17 protein-coding genes and 1 tRNA gene are annotated in these 18,394 nt (G+C 66.9%); 8 read left to right on the top strand and 10 right to left on the bottom strand.

Annotated features, from left to right (window positions below):
- Window positions 1–18: 18 nt before the first annotated feature.
- On the bottom strand, window positions 19–282 hold the full coding sequence (locus tag ACI2JO_RS15265; protein ID WP_404721554.1) for a DUF6538 domain-containing protein: 264 nt from the start codon (window positions 280–282) through the stop codon (window positions 19–21).
- A 103-nt stretch (window positions 283–385) separates the two neighbouring features.
- A tRNA-Leu gene (locus ACI2JO_RS15260) sits at window positions 386–472 on the bottom strand.
- Window positions 473–644: 172 nt separating this feature from the next.
- On the opposite strand from ACI2JO_RS15260, the gene ACI2JO_RS15255 reads away from it, so the two are divergent.
- From ACI2JO_RS15255 to gltB, 5 genes are all read left to right on the top strand, one after another.
- On the top strand, window positions 645–1,574 hold the full coding sequence (locus ACI2JO_RS15255) for a complex I NDUFA9 subunit family protein (RefSeq protein WP_404721471.1): 930 nt from the start codon (window positions 645–647) through the stop codon (window positions 1,572–1,574).
- Window positions 1,575–1,608: 34 nt separating this feature from the next.
- Complete coding sequence (locus ACI2JO_RS15250; RefSeq protein WP_404721470.1) at window positions 1,609–2,418, top strand: undecaprenyl-diphosphate phosphatase; 810 nt, start codon at window positions 1,609–1,611, stop codon at window positions 2,416–2,418.
- A gap of 155 nt (window positions 2,419–2,573) precedes the next feature.
- The gene (locus tag ACI2JO_RS15245; protein WP_404721469.1) at window positions 2,574–4,013 is read left to right on the top strand and encodes an NAD(P)-dependent oxidoreductase; all 1,440 of its coding nucleotides are present in this window, start codon (window positions 2,574–2,576) and stop codon (window positions 4,011–4,013) included.
- Complete coding sequence (locus tag ACI2JO_RS15240; RefSeq protein ID WP_404721468.1) at window positions 4,010–4,345, top strand: hypothetical protein; 336 nt, start codon at window positions 4,010–4,012, stop codon at window positions 4,343–4,345. Before ACI2JO_RS15245 ends, ACI2JO_RS15240 begins: the two co-directional genes overlap by 4 nt.
- 32 nt (window positions 4,346–4,377) lie before the next feature.
- Window positions 4,378–8,853 carry a glutamate synthase large subunit gene (gene gltB / locus ACI2JO_RS15235; RefSeq protein ID WP_404721553.1) on the top strand — a complete coding sequence of 1,492 codons (4,476 nt, stop codon included), beginning with the start codon at window positions 4,378–4,380 and terminating at the stop codon, window positions 8,851–8,853.
- Between the two features lie 64 nt (window positions 8,854–8,917).
- Here gltB and ACI2JO_RS15230 read toward each other — a convergent pair whose 3' ends face one another.
- The 8 genes from ACI2JO_RS15230 to ACI2JO_RS15195 form a co-directional block, all read right to left on the bottom strand.
- Window positions 8,918–9,421, bottom strand: coding sequence for a hypothetical protein (locus ACI2JO_RS15230; RefSeq protein WP_404721467.1), 504 nt, complete (start codon window positions 9,419–9,421; stop codon window positions 8,918–8,920).
- Between the two features lie 141 nt (window positions 9,422–9,562).
- Window positions 9,563–10,459 carry a 3-hydroxyisobutyrate dehydrogenase gene (gene mmsB / locus ACI2JO_RS15225; protein WP_404721466.1) on the bottom strand — a complete coding sequence of 299 codons (897 nt, stop codon included), beginning with the start codon at window positions 10,457–10,459 and terminating at the stop codon, window positions 9,563–9,565.
- Entirely contained in the window at window positions 10,459–10,728 is a 270-nt protein-coding gene (locus ACI2JO_RS15220) for a hypothetical protein (protein WP_404721465.1), read from the bottom strand. The genes mmsB and ACI2JO_RS15220 overlap by 1 nt, the downstream gene beginning before the upstream one ends.
- An 11-nt stretch (window positions 10,729–10,739) precedes the next feature.
- Complete coding sequence (locus ACI2JO_RS15215; protein WP_404721464.1) at window positions 10,740–11,516, bottom strand: enoyl-CoA hydratase; 777 nt, start codon at window positions 11,514–11,516, stop codon at window positions 10,740–10,742.
- 128 nt (window positions 11,517–11,644) lie between these two features.
- Entirely contained in the window at window positions 11,645–12,685 is a 1,041-nt protein-coding gene (locus ACI2JO_RS15210; RefSeq protein ID WP_404721463.1) for an enoyl-CoA hydratase/isomerase family protein, read from the bottom strand.
- 22 nt (window positions 12,686–12,707) lie between these two features.
- Entirely contained in the window at window positions 12,708–13,853 is a 1,146-nt protein-coding gene (locus tag ACI2JO_RS15205; RefSeq protein ID WP_404721462.1) for an acyl-CoA dehydrogenase family protein, read from the bottom strand.
- A gap of 10 nt (window positions 13,854–13,863) precedes the next feature.
- Window positions 13,864–14,337: a hypothetical protein gene (locus ACI2JO_RS15200; protein ID WP_404721461.1), complete on the bottom strand. Its 474-nt coding sequence runs from the start codon at window positions 14,335–14,337 to the stop codon at window positions 13,864–13,866.
- Window positions 14,338–14,387: 50 nt separating this feature from the next.
- A complete protein-coding gene (locus tag ACI2JO_RS15195) occupies window positions 14,388–15,902 on the bottom strand; it encodes a CoA-acylating methylmalonate-semialdehyde dehydrogenase (RefSeq protein WP_404721460.1) in 1,515 nt (504 codons plus the stop codon).
- Window positions 15,903–15,996: 94 nt separating this feature from the next.
- Here ACI2JO_RS15195 and ACI2JO_RS15190 point away from each other — a divergent pair, with 94 nt between their 5' ends.
- The 3 genes from ACI2JO_RS15190 to ACI2JO_RS15180 all read left to right on the top strand — a co-directional run bounded on the left by ACI2JO_RS15190 (window position 15,997) and on the right by ACI2JO_RS15180 (window position 18,324).
- Window positions 15,997–16,884 carry a LysR family transcriptional regulator gene (locus tag ACI2JO_RS15190; protein WP_404721459.1) on the top strand — a complete coding sequence of 296 codons (888 nt, stop codon included), beginning with the start codon at window positions 15,997–15,999 and terminating at the stop codon, window positions 16,882–16,884.
- A 214-nt stretch (window positions 16,885–17,098) separates the two neighbouring features.
- Entirely contained in the window at window positions 17,099–17,743 is a 645-nt protein-coding gene (locus ACI2JO_RS15185) for a PEPxxWA-CTERM sorting domain-containing protein (protein ID WP_404721458.1), read from the top strand.
- A complete protein-coding gene (locus ACI2JO_RS15180; RefSeq protein ID WP_404721457.1) occupies window positions 17,740–18,324 on the top strand; it encodes a L,D-transpeptidase family protein in 585 nt (194 codons plus the stop codon). Before ACI2JO_RS15185 ends, ACI2JO_RS15180 begins: the two co-directional genes overlap by 4 nt.
- Window positions 18,325–18,394: the final 70 nt, after the last annotated feature.

The raw sequence follows: 18,394 nt of genomic DNA, 5'->3' as shown, positions 1-18,394 counted from the left end.
GTGCGCGGCGTTGCCGTGCTAATAAGGAACGGGTCCGCTCCCGCTCGATCTGAGCAGCGGAGCGGGGGCTTTCGGCTTGGGGGCAGGCTTACCGGCCAAGGGCCGAGCAGCGTCGGCCAGCAGCTTGTCAGTCTCGACAGTGTGAGCAGGAATGCGGAGCTTGGCCTCTGCCCGATCCTTGGACCGTAACGACACCATGAACTCAGCCCGACCGTCAAAGGCAGGCCGTAGTTCGACGGGGATTACCCGTCGAAAATAGTACGTCCAATCGCGTCTAGCGATATAAGTAAACGTGGCTTTCGGCCCCTGTTACATCTGTAACAGCCGCCTGTAAAAACCTTTGTTTCTCAACTGATTCCTAGGCTCTTCAATAGCCTAGGGTGAATGGTGCCCAGAAGAGGACTCGAACCTCCACGACCTTGCGATCGCCAGCACCTGAAGCTGGTGCGTCTACCAATTCCGCCATCTGGGCACGGGGTAGGCCGGTGCCTCTATGGGCGGTGACCGGGGGTGTCAACACGATTTTGTCGCAGCACCGTCACTTTTTTGCAGCGCGGCATCGAAAGCGGCTAAACCTTGTCAACGCCGGGTGCGGCGGGCAAGGCACGTGCACGAGCTAAAGGGCTTTCGAGATGAAGGACGGCATGGACAACAAGCTGGTGACGCTGATCGGCGGCGGGGGTTTCCTCGGCCGCTATATCGCGCAGGCGCTGCTGTCGGCGGGCGCGCGGGTGCGCATCGCGCAGCGCGATCCGCGGCAGGCATTCTTCCTGAAACCTCAGGGCGGCCTGGGACAGACGCAGTTCGTCGCGGTGGACGTGACCCGGCCAGAGACGATCGCCAACGCGGTCCATGGCGCGGACGGGGTCGTCAATCTGGTCGGCACGTTCGCGGGCAACCTGGCGCGCGTGCATGTCGATGGCGCGCGGCACGTCGCGGAGGCGGCGGCGAAGCACGGCGCGGCGCTGGTCCATGTCTCGGCAATCGGCGCGAATGCCAACGGCGACTCCTTGTACGCGCAGACCAAGGGCAAGGGCGAGGACGCGGTGCGCGCCGCCTGCCCGTCCGCAACGATCCTGCGTCCCTCGACGGTGTTCGGGCGCGAGGACCAGTTCGTGAACCGCTTCGCCGGGATGATCGCGCGGTTGCCGGTGGTGCCGGTGCTGAAACCGAACGCGCGCTTTCAGCCGGTGTTCGTCGGCGACATCGCGCGCGCCGCGGTGACCGCGCTGTCCGATCCGGAGACGTTTGGTGGACGCACCTTCGAGCTGGGCGGCCCGGAAGTGCTGACGATGCTTGAGCTGCAACAGCGGATCGCACGCCACATAGGGCGATCGCCGCATTTCGCTCCCCTGCCCGACGCGATCGGCGGCGTGCTCGCCGCGCTGCCCGGCACGCCGATCACCGCCGACCAGTGGAAGCTGCTCGGTCATGACAGCGTCGTCACCAACGGAGCCGAGGGGCTGATCGCACTCGGCATCGGCGCGACCCCGCTCGACGCGGTCGCGCCCGACTGGCTGGTGCGGTTCCGCAAGGCGGGCCGGTTCGGCCTGATCGAGCGCGCGGCGAACTGATCGTCGGACTGCCATCCATTAGCGGGGACCGCGCGTGAACGATCTTCTGACCATCATCCTGCTCGGCGTCGTCGAGGGGGTGACCGAATTCCTGCCGGTGTCCTCGACGGGGCACCTCGTGCTCGCCGGGGCGTTGCTCGGCCTGTCCGAGGCCGACGCGACCTTCGATATCGTCATCCAGCTCGGGGCGATCCTTGCAGTGGTGGTGCTGTTCTGGCGCCGCTTCCTGCGCGTCGGCACGGGCTTGCTCCGTCGCGAACCACAAGCGATCCAGTTCACGCGCAACGTCCTGCTCGGCTTCCTGCCCTCGGCCGTGGTCGGCGCGATCGCCTATTCGGCCATCCGCGCCTTGCTCGAGGCACCCGGCACCGGACCATTCGTCGTCGCGGTCGCGCTGATCGTGGGTGGCGTCGCGATCCTCTTCATCGAGCGGGTAGCGCCGCGCAGCGTGGGCGGCTCGGTCGAGACGATGCGGTGGAAGACCGCGCTGTCGATCGGCGTCGTGCAATGCCTGTCGATGATCCCGGGCGTCAGCCGCTCGGGCGCGACGATCATGGGCGCGCGCGCGATGGGCGTCGATCAGGAGACGGCCGCGGAGTTCAGCTTCTTCCTGGCGATCCCCACGATGATCGGCGCGACGACATTGTCGCTGTGGAAGAGCCGGCACGAGCTGGGCGACGCGCACCTCTCCGCGATCGCGATCGGGTTCGTCGTCTCGTTCATCGTCGCAATGGTGGTGATCCGCTGGTTCATGGCGATCGTCACCAAGCACGGCTTCGCACCGTTCGCCTGGTACCGGATCATCGTCGGCGTGATCGCCCTTGCCGCCTTGGCATTGAAGTAGGCAACAAATCGGACCTAATAAGCCGGTGCTTTTGCAAGTTGGTCGCAGCTACTAGCAGAAACAGCGATTATTTAGGTCAGTATTACTTCCTTAAATGTCGAATTGGGCGTGACAGCGCCCGCTCCATATGAGAGGCCGGCGATCGGAGGACACCGATGGCCGACATGCTCAAGTTCGTTGAACGCCCGCAATCCTATCCGGCAAAACGCGCCGCCGACGCGCGCGCCGAGGATTTTCGCGAGATCGCCGAACGCTACGCGCCCCCCGCCGCCGAGGATCAGGCGGGGCGCTGCTCGCAATGCGGCGTGCCCTATTGCTCGGTACATTGCCCGCTCCACAACCACATTCCCGACTGGCTGCGGCTTACCGCCGAGGGCCGGCTGCGCGAAGCCTATGAGCTGAGCAACGCCACCTCGACCATGCCCGAAATCTGCGGCCGCATCTGTCCGCAGGACCGGCTGTGTGAGGGCAATTGCGTCATCGAGTTCACCGGCCACGGCGCGGTGACGATCGGCTCGGTCGAGAAGTTCATCACCGACACCGCCTGGGAAGAAGGCTGGGTCGAGCCACTCGTCCCCGGCCCCGCACGCGGCCAGTCGGTTGGGGTGATCGGCGCGGGTCCGGCCGGCCTGAGCGCCGCCGAATATCTGCGCGGGCACGGTTATGAGGTGCACGTCTACGACCGCCACGATCGCGCCGGCGGGCTGCTGACCTATGGCATCCCCGGCTTCAAGCTGGAGAAGCCGGTGGTGATGCGCCGCGTCGAGCGGCTCAAGGCCGGCGGGATCATCTTCCATGAAGGATTCGAGGTCGGCCGCGACGCGACGCTCGACGAGCTGCGCGGGCGCCACGACGCGCTGCTGATCGCGACCGGCGTCTACAAGGCGCGCGCGATCGACGTGTCGGGTAACGACCTGAACGGCGTCGTCGCCGCGCTCGACTATCTGACCGCGTCGAACCGCAAGAGCTTCGGCGACGCCGTCCCCGCGTTCGAGGACGGCCGCCTCAATGCCGAGGGCAAGAACGTCGTCGTGATCGGCGGCGGCGACACCGCGATGGATTGCGTCCGCACCGCGATCCGGCAGGGCGCGAGGAGCGTGAAGTGCCTCTATCGTCGCGACCGCGCCAATATGCCGGGTTCGCAACGCGAGGTCGCCAATGCCGAGGAGGAAGGCGTCGAGTTCGTCTGGCTCTCCGCGCCGGCCGGTTTCTCGGGTGAGGACGGCAAGGCGACGGTGGTGCGCGCCAACCGGATGCGGCTCGGCGCACCGGATGCCAGCGGCCGCCGCGCACCCGAGGTCGATCCCGGCGCGGCGGAGGACATGCCTGCCGATCTCGTCATCAAGGCGCTTGGTTTCGATGCCGAGGAGCTGCCGACGTTGTGGGGCGCACCCGAACTCGGCGTCACGCGCTGGGGCACGGTGCTGGTCGACAGCAAGACGCTGATGACCTCGCTCGACGGAGTCTTCGCGGCGGGCGACATCGTGCGCGGTGCGTCGCTGGTGGTGTGGGCGATCCGCGACGGGCGCGATGTCGCTGCGACGATGCACCAGCATTTGAAGGCGAAGGCCAAGGCGGCGAAGGTGGCGGCGTGATCGCCCTGCTGCTCACCGCCGCGATCGCGGCACCGGCACAGGCGCCGTCGACGACGGCGATCACCCCGCCCGCGAATACCGTCGCGGCGACGGACCCCGCACGGTTCGCTGCGGCGAAGCGGCTGCTGGAGCCAGTTCCTTTCGATCACCAGTATGAGACGATCCTGACGCCGATGCTGCCCGTCATGACCAAACAGATTTTCGGGAATCTGCAAAACGATGCGGGGATGCCGCCGAAGGTTCGCGCCCGCCTCATTGATCCGGCGATCATCGCCGCCAAGAAGGAACCTGTCGAGACGCTGGGGCTCGACGATCAGGAGAAGAAGTCGTGATCGATCAGCGCGACCGTCTGGCCCGTGAGGGCATGTACCGTCCCGAATTCGAGGGCGACGCCTGCGGTGTCGGCCTCGTCGCCGCGACCGACGGCAAGCCGTCGCGACGTGTCGTCCAGTCCGCGATCGACGCGCTCAAGGCGGTGTGGCACCGCGGCGCGGTCGATGCCGATGGCAAGACCGGCGACGGCGCGGGCATCCACGTCGACCTGCCGGTGCGCTTCTTCGACGATTGCGTCGCCGCCAGTGGGCACAAGGCGATGCCGAACCGGCTCGCGGTCGGCATGGTGTTCCTGCCGCGTACCGATCTGTCGGCGCAGGAGACGTGCCGCACGATCGTCGAGTCCGAAGTGATCGGCGCGGGCTACACCATCTATGGCTGGCGGCAGGTGCCGGTCGACGTGTCGGTGATCGGCATGAAGGCGCAGTCGACGCGCCCCGAGATCGAGCAGATCATGATCGCCGGGCCGATGCCCGACGAGGTCACCGCCGAGGAGTTCGAGAAGAACCTCTATCTCGTCCGCCGCCGGATCGAGAAGCGCGTGATCGCGGCGCAGATCCAGGGCTTCTACGTTTGTTCGCTGTCGTGCCGCTCGATCATCTACAAGGGGCTGTTCCTCGCCGAGAGCCTGTCGGTCTTCTACCCGGACCTGACCGATGCGCGCTTCGAAAGCCGCGTCGCGATCTTCCACCAGCGTTATTCGACCAACACCTTCCCGCAATGGTGGCTGGCGCAGCCGTTCCGCTGTCTCGCGCACAATGGCGAGATCAACACGATCCGCGGCAACAAGAACTGGATGCTCAGCCACGAGATCCGCATGGCGTCGATCGCGTTCGGCGAACATTCGGAGGACATCAAGCCGGTGATCCCGGCCGGCGCATCGGATACCGCCGCGCTCGACGCGACCTTCGAGGCGATCTGCCGCTCGGGTCGCGATGCGCCGACCGCCAAGCTGATGCTGGTGCCCGAGGCGTGGCAGAAGAGCACTGACACGCCCGAAAGCCATGCGGCGATGTACAATTATCTCGCCTCGGTGATGGAGCCGTGGGACGGCCCGGCCGCACTGGCGATGACCGACGGACGCTGGGCGGTCGGCGGCGTCGACCGTAACGCGCTGCGTCCGCTGCGCTATACGCAGACCGCCGACGGACTGCTGATCGTCGGTTCGGAGGCTGGGATGGTCGTGGTGCCGGAGAGCACCGTGCTCGCCAAGGGCCGGCTCGGGCCGGGGCAGATGATCGCGGTCGACCTTCAGGAAGGGCGCGTGCTGCTCGACCGCGAGGTCAAGGACCGGATCGCCGCCGAGCAGGATTATGCCGCGATGATCGGCGAATTCTCGACAATGGCCGATCTGCCCCCCGCCCCCGCCGACAGCGTCACCCGCTACGACCGCGCCGATCTGGCGCGGCGGCAGGTCGCCGCCGGGCAGACGATCGAGGACATGGAGCTGATCCTGTCGCCGATGGTCGAAACCGGCAAGGAAGCGATCGGCTCGATGGGCGACGACACCCCGCTGGCGGTCATCTCCGACAAGCCGCGGCTGATCAGCCAGTTCTTCCGGCAGAATTTCGCGCAGGTCACCAACCCGCCGATCGATCCGCTGCGTGAGCGCTACGTGATGTCGCTCAAGACGCGCTTCGGCAATCTCGCCAACATCCTCGATACCGAGGACCGGCGCGAGCGCGTGCTGGTGCTCGACAGTCCGGTGCTGACCTCGACCGACTGGGCGCGGCTGAAGGCCTATTTCGGCAACGCCGCCGCCGATATCGACTGCACCTTCGAGGCCGGGGGTGGCGCAGAGCGGCTGCGCGCCGCGATCCAGCGCATCCGCAACCAGGCCGAACAGGCGGTGCGTGAGGGCAAGAGCGAACTGTTCCTTACTGACGAGCGGATCGACGAGGATCGCGTCGCGATCCCCGGCGTGCTGGCAGCAGCGGCGGTACACACGCATCTCGTGCGGCGTGGCCTGCGCTCGTACGCCTCGATCAACGTCCGCGCCGCCGAGTGCCTCGACACGCATTACTACGCGGTGCTGATCGGCGTCGGCGCGACGACAGTGAACGCCTATCTCGCCGAGGCGGCGATCGCCGACCGCCAGGCGCGCGGGCTGTTCGGCAAATTGTCGATGGAGGAATGCACCAGCCGCCACAAGAAGGCGATCGAGGAAGGGCTGCTCAAGATCCTGTCGAAAATGGGGATCGCGGTCATCTCGTCATACCGCGGCGGCTATAATTTCGAGGCGGTGGGCTTGAGCCGCGCGCTGGTCAACGATCTGTTCCCCGGGATGCCTGCCAAGATCAGCGGCGAAGGCTATGCCTCGCTGCACGTCAACGCGACCGACCGGCATGAGGCCGCCTACGATCAGGCGGTGGCGACGCTGCCGATCGGCGGCTTCTATCGCCAGCGCCACACCGGCGAAGCGCACGCTTACTCCGCGCAGCTGATGCACCTGCTCCAGACCGCGGTGTCGACCGACAGCTATTCGAGCTACCTGCAATTCTCGCGCGGCGTGTCCGACCTGCCGCCGATCTATCTGCGCGACCTGCTCCAGTTCAACTTCCCGAACGAGGGCGTGCCGGTCGATCAGGTCGAGGCGATCACCGAGATCCGCAAGCGCTTCGTGACGCCGGGCATGTCGCTCGGCGCGCTGAGCCCGGAGGCGCACGAGACGCTGGCGATCGCGATGAACCGCATCGGCGCGAAGGCGGTGTCGGGCGAAGGCGGTGAGGACAAGATCCGATACACCCCCTACGACAATGGCGACAACGCCAATTCGGTCATCAAGCAGGTCGCGTCGGGCCGCTTCGGCGTGACGGCGGAGTATCTCAACGCCTGCGAGGAGATCGAGATCAAGGTCGCGCAGGGCGCCAAGCCCGGCGAGGGCGGGCAGCTCCCCGGCTTCAAGGTCACCGAGTTCATCGCCAAGCTGCGCCATGCGACGCCCGGCGTGACGCTGATCTCGCCGCCGCCGCACCACGACATCTATTCGATCGAGGATCTGGCGCAGCTCATCTACGATCTGAAGCAGATCAACCCGCGCGCGCGCGTCTGCGTCAAGCTGGTGTCGTCGGCGGGGATCGGCACGGTCGCGGCGGGCGTGGCCAAGGCCCATGCCGACGTCATCCTCGTCTCCGGCCATGTCGGCGGCACCGGCGCCAGCCCGCAGACCAGCATCAAATATGCCGGCACGCCGTGGGAAATGGGGCTTTCCGAGGTCAATCAGGTATTGACGCTCAACGGCCTGCGCGGGCGGATCAAGCTGCGCGCCGACGGCGGGCTGAAGACCGGGCGCGACATCGTCATCGCCGCGATCCTCGGCGCCGAGGAGTTCGGGATCGGCACGCTCAGCCTTGTCGCGATGGGCTGCATCATGGTGCGGCAGTGCCACAGCAACACCTGCCCGGTCGGCGTCTGCACGCAGGACGAGGCGCTGCGCGGCAAGTTCGTCGGCACGCCCGAAAAGGTCATCAACCTGATGACCTTCATCGCCGAGGAAGTCCGCGACATTCTCGCGCGGCTCGGCGTCCGCAGCCTCGACGAGATCATCGGCCGCACCGAATTGCTGCGTCAGGTCAGCCGCGGGGCCGAGCATCTCGACGATCTCGACCTGAACCCGATCCTCGCCAAGGTCGACGCGACCGACGCCGAGCGCCGCTTCAGCCTGTCGACGTTCCGCAACGAAGTCCCCGACAGCCTCGACGCGCAGATCATCAAGGACGCGGCGGCGGTCTTCTCGCGCGGCGAGAAGATGCAGCTGACCTATTCGGTGCGCAACACGCACCGCGCGGTCGGCACGCGACTGTCGAGCGAGATTACGCGCACCTTCGGCATGTCGAAGCTGGCGGAGAACCACGTCACGATCCGGCTGCGCGGCTCGGCCGGGCAATCGCTCGGCGCGTTCCTGTGCAGCGGCGTGACGCTGGAAGTGTTCGGCGACGCCAACGATTATGTCGGCAAGGGTCTGTCGGGCGGCAAGATCATCGTCCGCCCCGCGGTGTCCTCACCACTGCGCAGCCAGGACAACACCATTCTCGGCAACACCGTCCTGTACGGCGCGACCAGCGGCAAATTGTTCGCGGCGGGCCAAGCTGGCGAGCGCTTCGCGGTCCGCAACTCGGGCGCGACCGTCGTGGTCGAGGGCTGCGGCGCGAACGGCTGCGAATATATGACCGGCGGCACCGCGGTGGTGCTGGGCGAGGTCGGCGCGAACTTCGGTGCGGGCATGACCGGCGGGATGGCGTTCATCTACGATCCGACCGGCAGCTTCGCGCGCCGCGCCAACCCCGAGAACATCGTGTGGCAGCGCGTCGCCGCCGCGCATTGGGAGGAGCTGCTGCGTGGCCTGATCGCCGAACACGCCGACGTGACCGACAGCCGTTGGTCGCGCGGGCTGCTCGATGACTGGGACCGCACGGTCGGATCGTTCTGGCAGGTGATCCCACGCGAGATGCTGACGCGGCTCAGCCACCCGCTCGATGACGCCGAGACGCTGGAGGCGGCGGAATAGGGTTCGCCCACGCGCCACCCTCCCCTGTCACTCCGGCTTTCGCCGGGGCGACAGGGGAAAGACGTCATGCCTGCCGCGCGTACCGCCACCGCAACGCCAGCGACAGCGCGACCGCAGCCAGCGCCAGCACCGGCCACCCGCCATCGGTGCGCCACAGATATCGCGCACCCGCCGCCAGCACCGTGAGCTTCAGCAACCCCGCGATCGCCGGCGCGTGCAGCCGCCGCGCCAGCCACGCCGCCAAGGCCAGCGCCGCAACCGCATTGGCCGCGAGCCACAGATAGGACGCCCCCGCCGACAGCGCGCCGACCAGCGGCAGCTTCACCGTCGCGTAACCGATCATCCGGTTCGGAAACGTATCCGCGGCAAGGTGCAGCCCGGTCCCCGCCCCCATCCCGCACGCCGCCGGATACCAGCGCCGCCGCGCGAGCAGCGCACACGCCGGCACGATGCTATGCGTCAGCGCGCTGCGGTGCCCGAGCCACAGCCGCAGGTCGAGATCGGGCAAGGTCAGCCCGATCAAGAAAGCAACGAAGGTGACAAGCGCGGCGATAAAGGCGGGCGGCATGGCGGCGCAGGTGGCACGATGAAGGGTCGCCGTCCATTACCGTAGCGAATGCCAGCCTGTCGCCTCCAACCCTCCGTCGCCCCGGACGTGATCCGGGGCCCCGCTCCTACCCTGCCGCAAAAGAAGAAGCGGGATCGCGGATCACGTCCGGGATGACGAGGAAGGTTGCTCCAGCATCCGGATGATCCCCGAGAAATCCAGCACGCCCTGCCCGGCATCGACGAACGCCCGGTACAAATCCCGCGCCCGCGTCCCCATCGGCACCTGCGCTGCCGCGCCGTCCGCCGCCGCCATCGCCAGCTCGAGATCCTTGAGCATCAACGCCCCCGCGAAGCCGCCCTGATAGTCGCGATCGGCCGGCGACTCCGGCCCGACCCCCGGCACCGGGCAATAAGAGGTCATCGACCAGCTTTGCCCGGTCGCCTTGCTCGAAATGTCGTAGAAGGTTCGCGCGTCCAGCCCCAATTTCTCGGCCAACGCGAACGCCTCGCACGTCGCCGCCATCGTCGCGCCGAGGATCAGGTTATTGCACATCTTGGCGACCTGCCCCGCACCGCTGTCGCCGGCATGGATCACCGCCTTGCCCATGTCATCGAGAAACGGCCGCGCCCGCTCGAACGCCGCCACCGGGCCGCCGACCATGAAGGTCAGCGTCCCCGCCTGCGCCGCCGCGATCCCGCCCGACACCGGCGCGTCCACCGCCGCGATCCCGCGCGCCGCCGCTTCGCCCGCGATCCGCCGCGCGGTGGCAAGGTCGATCGTCGAGCAGTCGATCAGCACCGTGTCCATCGCGACATCGCCGAGACTCTCGGCATAGACCTGCGCGACATGGGCACCGGCGGGCAGCATCGTCACGACCGCCTCCGCGCCGTCGGCGGCGTCGCGCGCCGACGCGACCGGCAGGCACCCCGCCGCCTTCGCCGCATCGAGCGCCGCTGCCGACAGGTCGAAGGCGCGGACGTCATGCCCCTTCTTCGCGAGGTTGGCGGCCATCCCGCCGCCCATGTTGCCAAGCCCGATGAAGCCGACCCGCGCCATCATGCGATCCTTTCGCGGCGCGGATGCAGCAGCGTACCGAGCCCGGCGCCGATCAGTGCCAGCAGTGCAACGCCGACGAAGGTCCCGATAAAGGTGATCGCCACCGCCTCGAACCGCGCCGACACCGACGCCAGCATCGCGACGATCATCGCCGCCGCGCCGATCAGCCCGACCACCACCGCCGCCTTCACCGCGCCCCAGCGCAGGACACGCGCCGCCGCCGCACCCGCCACCACGATCGCCAGCAGCATCAGGATCATCACGGTCATCGTCGCTTCTCCTATTTGCCCGTCCACTGGCCGGGACGCTTCTCGACGAACGCCGCCATGCCTTCCTTCTGGTCCGCAGTGCCGAACAGCCCGTGGAACAACCGCCGCTCGAACTGCACGCCCTGCGCCAGCGTCGTCTCGAAAGCGGCGTTGACCATTTCCTTGTTCGCCAGCACCGCCAGCGGCGCCATGTCGGCGATCGTCTGCGCGGTCTTCACCGCTTCCTCGACCAGCTCGGCCGCCGGAACGATACGGCTGACCAGCCCGGCGCGTTCCGCCTCGGCGGCGTCGATCATTCGCCCGGTCAGGCACATTTCCATCGCCTTGGCTTTGCCGACCGCGCGCGCCAGCCGCTGCGATCCGCCCATGCCGGGCGTCACCGCCAGCTTGATCTCGGGCTGTCCGAACTTGGCGGTGTCGGCGGCGAGGATGAAGTCGCACATCATCGCCAGCTCGCACCCGCCGCCCAGCGCATAGCCCGCGACCGCCGCGATGATCGGCTTGCGCGTTTGCGTCAGCCGCTCATAGCCGCCGAAGAAATTTCCGCCGTACATTTCGGCGAAGCCTTGCGCCGACATCTCCTTGATGTCCGCGCCGGCCGCGAACGCCTTCTCGCTGCCGGTCAGCACCGCGCAGCCTTGCGACGCATCGCCATCGAAGGCGGCAAGCGCCGCGAGCAGGTCGGCGAGCACCTGCGAATTGAGCGCGTTGAGCGCCTTTGGCCGGTTGAGCGTGATCAGCGTCACGCCGCCGCGTTGCTCGACCAATAGAGTGTCGTATTCGGCCATATCGCCTCATCTCCGTTGCCCCTACGCAGGCAGGGACCCATGTCTGCCAAATCTTCAAGCCTCGGCCCGACGCCCGCGCATCATCCATGTGTCCACCGCAATGCGACAGGCGAAACGCGCAGTCCCCGTCATCCCGGCGTCCATGCCTCGTCGTCCGGCAGCGGCGCGAAGATGCGGTCGATCATGTGGTCGCTTACCCCGGCGACCGTGGCAGGTTCCCAGCGCGGCGCATTGTCCTTGTCGACGATCAGCGCGCGGACGCCTTCGACGAAATCGGGACGCTGCACGACGCGGCACGCAACTGCATATTCCTGCCGCATCTCGTCGGCGAACGTCGCCATCCCGGCGGCATCCTTGAGCAATTTAAGCGACACCTTCATTGCCTGCGGCGACTTGGTCGCGAGCGTCGCCAGCGTCGCCTGCGCGAAATCGCCACCGTCGGTCCGCAAGGTGGCCAACACCTCTTCGAGATCGTCGGACGCGAACAGCCGGTCGATCGTCTCACGTTGCGCGAGCAGCTTCGCCTCGGGCGCATCCTCGGACAGCGCGGAGAGTGTCGCCTCGATCGCGTCCGGGTCGGCGATGATGCGCGCAATGGCCTCCTCGACACGCGCCGCAGGCAGGTAATGCGTCGCCAGCCCGAGCGCGAGCGCCTCTGCGCCGTCGAGTCGCGCGCCGGTCAGCGCCAGATACTGCCCGATCCGTCCCGGCAATCGCGACAGGTACCAGCCGCCGCCGACATCGGGGAACAGCCCGATGCCGGTCTCGGGCATCGCCAGCTGCGTATTCTCGGTCGCGACGCGATACCGGCACGGCTGCGACACGCCGACCCCGCCGCCCATCGTGATGCCGTCCATGAACGCGACCGTGTCCTTCACATAGGTGAACAGCCGGTGGTTCATACGATATTCGGCGTGGAAAAACGCCCGCGCCTCCGCCCCGTCGCCGGCGCCGCTCGCCGCGAGCATCCGGATGTCGCCGCCCGCGCAAAAGCCGCGCCCCTCGGCATGATCGATGACGACGCAGCGCACCGCCTCGTCGCCACGCCACGCCTCCAGCGCGTCGAGCACGCCCCGACACATCGCGGTATCGAGCGCGTGCAGCGCCTTGGGCCGATTGAGCCGGATGCGGCCGACCGGGCCTTCAATGGTCGTGATAAGGTCGCTCATGCCACCGCCTTCCCGGTCGTCATCACTGCCGCACCAGCTCACGGCCGATGATCATCCGCATAACCTGATTGGTCCCCTCGAGGATCGAGTGGACGCGCAGGTCGCGCCAGAAACGCTCGATCGGATAGTCCATCAGATAGCCATAGCCGCCATGGAGTTGCAGCGCGCGATCGACCACGCTCGATCCGGTGTCGGTCGCCAGTCGCTTCGCCATCGCCGCGAAGCGGGTTTTGTCGGGCGCGTTGACGCTCACCTTGGCGGCGGCGACATAGAGCAGGCAGCGCGCCGCCTGCAGCTCCGTCTCCATATCAGCGAGCATGAACTGCGTGTTCTGGAATTCGCTCAGCGCCGTCCCGAACTGCTTGCGGTCCTTCGTATAGGCGATCGCCTCGTCCAGACAGCGCTGCGCCCCGCCCAGCGAGCACGCCCCGATGTTCAGCCGCCCGCCATCCAGCCCGGCCATAGCGAAGCGGAACCCCTCGCCTTCCTCGCCGACGCGATTGGCGACCGGCACGCGGACATTGTCGAACGTCACCGCGCGGGTCGGCTGCGCGTGCCAGCCCAGCTTGCGCTCGTTGGCGCCGAACGACACGCCGGGCATGTCCTTCTCGATGACCAGGCAGGAGATGCCTTTTGCACCTTCGGCACCGGTACGCACCATGGTCACGTAAAGCTCGTTTTCTCCGGCACCGGAGATGAACTGTTTTGTCCCGTTGACGATATATTCGTCGCCGTCGCTGTACGCGCTGGTCTTCAAGGCCGCCGCATCCGATCCCGAACCCGGCTCGGTCAGGCAGTAGCTGGCGATCCGCTCCATCGTGACGAGATCGGGCAGATATCGCGCCTTCAGCGCCGCCGATCCGTAGCGATCGATGATCCAGCTCGCCATATTGTGTATGGAAATGAAGGCGCTGGTGGTCGGACAGCCATAGGCCATCGCCTCCATGATCAGCGCCGCCTCCAGCCGTCCGAGGTTGATCCCGCCGCTCTCCTCGCTGACGTAGATCGCGGCAAAGCCCAGCTCCGCCGCCGCCTTGATCGTATCGCGCGGAAAGATGTGTTTTTCGTCCCACTCCGCCGCGAACGGCGTAATGCGATCGGCGGTAAAGCGTTGCGCAAGCGCCTGAATTTCGCGCTGCTCGTCGGTAAGGTCGAACTGGTCGGTCATCGTTACTTCCTCAACAGCGACGATAGCGCTGCGTGACGGTCGAACTGGTGCGCACCAGAACGGTGCCTCCAGCGTCGAGCCGATAGACTTCGCGGGCATAAACACCTGGCCCGTCGCCGGAAAAGCGCAGGTCGACCGCCAGCTCCTGCTGACTGCGGCGATCAATACGCTGCACACGGGCGCGCGATTCGTAGAAGCGGATCGTGTCGGCGTCGATGTTTAGGCGGCCGGTCGCTTCGGTGTTCGCCAGCTCGCAATCATTGTCCCCTGCGCCCCAATAGCCAAGGAATTCTGTGGGAAAGGCACGGTCGCGCGCGGCGTTGGGTGTGCCTTTGGCGATCGGGACGCCGGTGCGCGCGGTGGTGGCGGCGCCGTTCTGCGCCGCCGCCTGCTCGATCGCCGCCTGCGCCGCGGCTTCCTTTTCGGGCACCTCGACCCGATTGTAGTCGGCGTCGTGGCTCGAGCAGGCGGCGAGCAACGTCATGAAAACAATTCCGTTTGCCTTGATCCTGGCCACCCGTCGCATCGTCTGCATCACCCCATGGTCGGTATCACGAACGCATCCTGTGCCGCTGCGGGTCCGCCGCCTGCCCCGTCGGGCCAGCGCTGCGTCACCGTCTTGATCCGGGTCCAGAATTTGACGCCCTCCATCCCGTGCTGGTTGGTGTCGCCAAACCCGCTGCGCTTCCACCCGCCGAAGGTGTGGTAAGCGATCGGCACCGGGATCGGCACGTTGATCCCGACCATTCCGACGTTGACCCGCGCCGCGAACTCGCGCGCGGCATGGCCGTTGCGTGTGAAGATCGCGACGCCGTTGCCATATTGATGCTCGCTGGGCAGCCGCACCGCGGCCTCGAAGTCGGGCGCGCGGACGATCTGGAGGACGGGGCCGAAAATCTCCTCCTTATACGCCTGCATGTCCGGGGTGACATGGTCGAACAGGCTGGGGCCGATGAAGAAGCCTTGCTCGTGTCCCTGCAACGCGAAGTCGCGCCCATCGACGACCAGCTCGGCGCCCTCATCGACTCCGGTCTGGATCCAGTTGGCGACCCGCTCACGGTGGGCGGCGTTCACTACCGGCCCGTAATGCGCCTGGGCATCGGTCGACACGCCGACGCGCAACCCTGCGATGGCGGGGAGCAATTTCTCGCGCAGCGCATCGGCGGTCTTGTCCCCGACCGGCACCACCACCGGCAGGGCCATACACCGCTCGCCTGCCGAGCCAAACGCCGCGCCGGACAGGTCGGCGACCACCTGATCGAGATCGGCATCGGGCATGACGATGCCATGGTTCTTCGCGCCGCCCATCGCCTGGACGCGCTTGCCCGCCGCGGCGCCACGACGGTAGACATAATGCGCGATGTCGCTCGACCCGACGAAGCTGACCGCGCCGATCGCGGGATGGTCGAGGATCGCGTCGACCATCTCCTTGTCGCCATGAACGACCTGCAACACGCCCTCGGGTAGCCCGGCCTCGCGCATCAGCTCGGCGAGGCGCACCGGTACGCTCGGATCGCGCTCGCTGGGCTTGAGGATGAAGGCGTTGCCGCACGCGATCGCGACGCCGAACATCCACATCGGGATCATCGCCGGGAAGTTGAACGGCGTGATTCCCGCGCCGATGCCGACCGGCTGCCGCATCGAATAGACGTCGATCCCCGGCCCGGCGCCCTGCGTATATTCACCCTTGAGCACATGCGGGATGCCGCAGGCGAATTCGATCACCTCCAACCCGCGCTGGATGTCACCCTTCGCGTCCGCGATCACCTTGCCGTGCTCGGACGACAGCAGATGCGCCAGGTCGTCCATGTGCGCCTCGACCAGTTCCTTGAAGCGGAACATGACGCGCGCGCGCCGCTGCGGGTTGGTCGCCGCCCATGAAGGTTGGGCGGCCTGCGCCGCCGCCACGGCGCGATTGAGATCGGCAGACGTGCCCAGCACGACGCGCGCCTGTACCTGCCCGGTGTTGGGATCGAAAATATCGCCGGTTCGCGCGTCGGCGCCCGGCACGCCAGCATTGCCCGCAATATGATGGTCGACGCTGCGCATCGCATCTCTCTCCTTTGTTGCGGGCCGGTGTGCGCTCCGCACTGTTTGCCGGCAAGCGACAAATCTGCAACGTTCACCTGCAATGACGCAGCCCATGCCCTGGAACGACCTGCAGGATTTCCTCGCCGTCGCGCGTGCCGGACAGATCGCGCGCGCAGCGGCGCTGATCGGGGTCGATGCGACGACGATTGGGCGACGCCTGCGTCGGCTGGAGGCGCGGCTGGGCCGCACGTTGTTCGAGCAGACCCGCGAAGGCCAAGTGCTGACCGAGGCAGGCGAGACGTTGCTCGCGCAAGTCGAGGACATGCAGAACGCGGCCGAGCGGATCGTCGAAACCCGCGGCCCGACCGACGCGCTGACCGGGCTCCTTCGCGTCAGCGTTTCGGAAGGGTTCGGCACCTGGTTGATCGCCGAACATCTTCACGAATTCGCGGCGCAGCATCCCTCGCTGACGATAGATCTCGCGGCCAGTTCAGGATTTCTGAGCCCGTCGCGCCGCGAAGCGGATGTTGCGGTCCTGCTCACGCGGCCACGACACGGGCCGGTCGTGGCAGGCAAACTGTCGGACTATGCGCTGCACCTTTATGCCGCCCGTGCCTTGATCGACCGGTACGGGGTGGTGACGCGCGCGTCGCTTGGCGAGCGTCACCCGATGATCGGCTATATCCCCGACCTGCTCTATTCACCGGAACTGCGGTTCGTCGATGATCTCGGCCGTCTGCCCGCGCCAACCTTGCGCAGTTCCAGCATCAATGCGCAGGCCAGGTTGATCGCGACCGGCGCGGGGGTCGGGGTGCTGCCGCACTTCATTGGCGGCACGCTGCCCGATCTGGTTCGCGTGCTTCCCGAGGTTGCGATCCAGCGCACCTTCTGGCTGGTCACGCATCGTGACACGCGACAATTACGACGGGTTCGGGCCTTTTCGACATGGCTGTCGGGGCTGGTGAACAAGCACCGCGGGCGACTCGACCCTGCGCGTTAACTTTTGCCAGAGCCGTTAACCTTTGGCTCAATTATTAACACATCGCTGCCACAGCTTCGTACCACCCGCCACGTCGGTGGCGCATTGGCAACACCGCGTTGGTATTGGCGCATGTGTAACAGTTCTGGACCAGATTCTTCTGGACTTGCGGAAAGAGTGCAGCGCAAAAGCGTTGCACCACCATCGGATTGTTTCACGGGATTCGCTCGACGGGATGAAGAACTGGCGCGCCCTTATCACCTCCATCTCGCGCGTCACGCTGGTTCGTGCCGCGGTGGTGATCGGCGTTGGTGGTTCGGCAATCGGCGGCTATGCGGCGCTTGGCGTGCTCGGCGGCACCGTTCCGTTTGCTGAGGCGATGAACCTGCCCGCGGCTCTGGCGGTGCTGCCTGACCCGCTCTCGATCATGACCGCGCGTTCGCCCGGCGAGCGTGGCCATGGCGCGATGTTCAACATTAAGCAGACGAAGCGGCCGCGGCAGCTCGCCGGCGTGCGTCCGCGCAGCCCGCGCGAGCGCGTGCTGAGCAACGTGCGCGAGCGTAGCCCGGCGGGCATCGTACCCGCAGGCGATCTGCCGATCGCGCCCGGCGGCTTCGTGCCCGATCTTACGCCGGTTACGCCTGATGCGTTGGGTCCGCTGGGTCCGGGGGGCGGGGATACGTTCGGTCCGCCACCGGTCTTCCCGACGGGTCCGGGCGGCAATATACCGGGCGTGCCCGGCCCGACGCCGACGCCGACGCCGACAACTCCGGTGCCGGCCGTGCCGGAGCCGGCGACCTGGGCGATGATGGCACTGGGCTTCGCCGTTACGGGTTTCGCCGTTCGTCGCCGCAAGCGGGCGCGCGCCACCATCGCATGATTCGCTTTCGGCTCGGCGTCCTCGCGCTGGCGGTAGCGACGCTTGCGTCGACCGCAGACGCGACGACCACCGCCACGACGATCGGCAGCTATGGCGCGCGATTCCGGTACCCCGCCGGACGCGAGGGCATGCTGCCGATGACGGGCGCGTCGGCGCTGCGCGTCCGCAGCCTGCTTGCGATCCGCAAGCCAATGCATTTCGGCGACTATGTCTGGAACGACCTCGGCGTTCCCGCCACCGGCGCGGTGCGTGTCCGGGTCGATCTGCCGCGGCAGACGATTTCGGTATTTCGTGACGGACACGAGATCGGCACCGCGGTCATTCTATACGGCACCGATCATAAGCCGACACCGACCGGCACCTTTCCGATCTTGGCGCGGGCGCGTCAGCACCAGTCATCGCTGTACGATGCGGAGATGCCGTACATGCTGCGGCTCACCAACGATGGCGTCGCGATCCACGCCAGTTCGGTGCGCCGCGGCTCCGCAACGCACGGCTGCATCGGCGTGCCGTTGTCGTTCGCCCAATTGCTGTTCGACCAGGTGGCGCGTGGCGATCTGGTAACGATCGTCGGCACCTGAGGCGTCAATCCGAAGTAGTTGCAGTAGCCCGAGCCATTACGCACTGCAGATATTAAGATGCGCTAACCAG

Source organism: Sphingomonas sp. NPDC079357 (genome assembly GCF_044901155.1).
In the GTDB taxonomy this organism is placed as follows: domain Bacteria; phylum Pseudomonadota; class Alphaproteobacteria; order Sphingomonadales; family Sphingomonadaceae; genus Sphingomonas.
This window is presented reverse-complemented; position numbering and strand designations above follow the sequence as displayed.

What these genes read in the sequence shown, in the direction of transcription:
- gltB (WP_404721553.1), top strand. Translation starts at nt 4,378, where the DNA reads ATGTACCGTCCCGAATTCGAGGGCGACGCCTGCGGTGTCGGCCTCGTC.
- ACI2JO_RS15220 (WP_404721465.1), bottom strand. Translation starts at nt 10,728, where the DNA reads ATGACCGTGATGATCCTGATGCTGCTGGCGATCGTGGTGGCGGGTGCG.
- ACI2JO_RS15200 (WP_404721461.1), bottom strand. Translation starts at nt 14,337, where the DNA reads ATGACGTTGCTCGCCGCCTGCTCGAGCCACGACGCCGACTACAATCGG.
- mmsB (WP_404721466.1), bottom strand. Translation starts at nt 10,459, where the DNA reads ATGGCGCGGGTCGGCTTCATCGGGCTTGGCAACATGGGCGGCGGGATG.
- ACI2JO_RS15210 (WP_404721463.1), bottom strand. Translation starts at nt 12,685, where the DNA reads ATGAGCGACCTTATCACGACCATTGAAGGCCCGGTCGGCCGCATCCGG.
- ACI2JO_RS15185 (WP_404721458.1), top strand. Translation starts at nt 17,099, where the DNA reads ATGAAGAACTGGCGCGCCCTTATCACCTCCATCTCGCGCGTCACGCTG.
- ACI2JO_RS15205 (WP_404721462.1), bottom strand. Translation starts at nt 13,853, where the DNA reads ATGACCGACCAGTTCGACCTTACCGACGAGCAGCGCGAAATTCAGGCG.
- ACI2JO_RS15255 (WP_404721471.1), top strand. Translation starts at nt 645, where the DNA reads ATGGACAACAAGCTGGTGACGCTGATCGGCGGCGGGGGTTTCCTCGGC.
- ACI2JO_RS15180 (WP_404721457.1), top strand. Translation starts at nt 17,740, where the DNA reads ATGATTCGCTTTCGGCTCGGCGTCCTCGCGCTGGCGGTAGCGACGCTT.
- ACI2JO_RS15230 (WP_404721467.1), bottom strand. Translation starts at nt 9,421, where the DNA reads ATGCCGCCCGCCTTTATCGCCGCGCTTGTCACCTTCGTTGCTTTCTTG.
- ACI2JO_RS15195 (WP_404721460.1), bottom strand. Translation starts at nt 15,902, where the DNA reads ATGCGCAGCGTCGACCATCATATTGCGGGCAATGCTGGCGTGCCGGGC.
- ACI2JO_RS15190 (WP_404721459.1), top strand. Translation starts at nt 15,997, where the DNA reads ATGCCCTGGAACGACCTGCAGGATTTCCTCGCCGTCGCGCGTGCCGGA.
- ACI2JO_RS15215 (WP_404721464.1), bottom strand. Translation starts at nt 11,516, where the DNA reads ATGGCCGAATACGACACTCTATTGGTCGAGCAACGCGGCGGCGTGACG.
- ACI2JO_RS15245 (WP_404721469.1), top strand. Translation starts at nt 2,574, where the DNA reads ATGGCCGACATGCTCAAGTTCGTTGAACGCCCGCAATCCTATCCGGCA.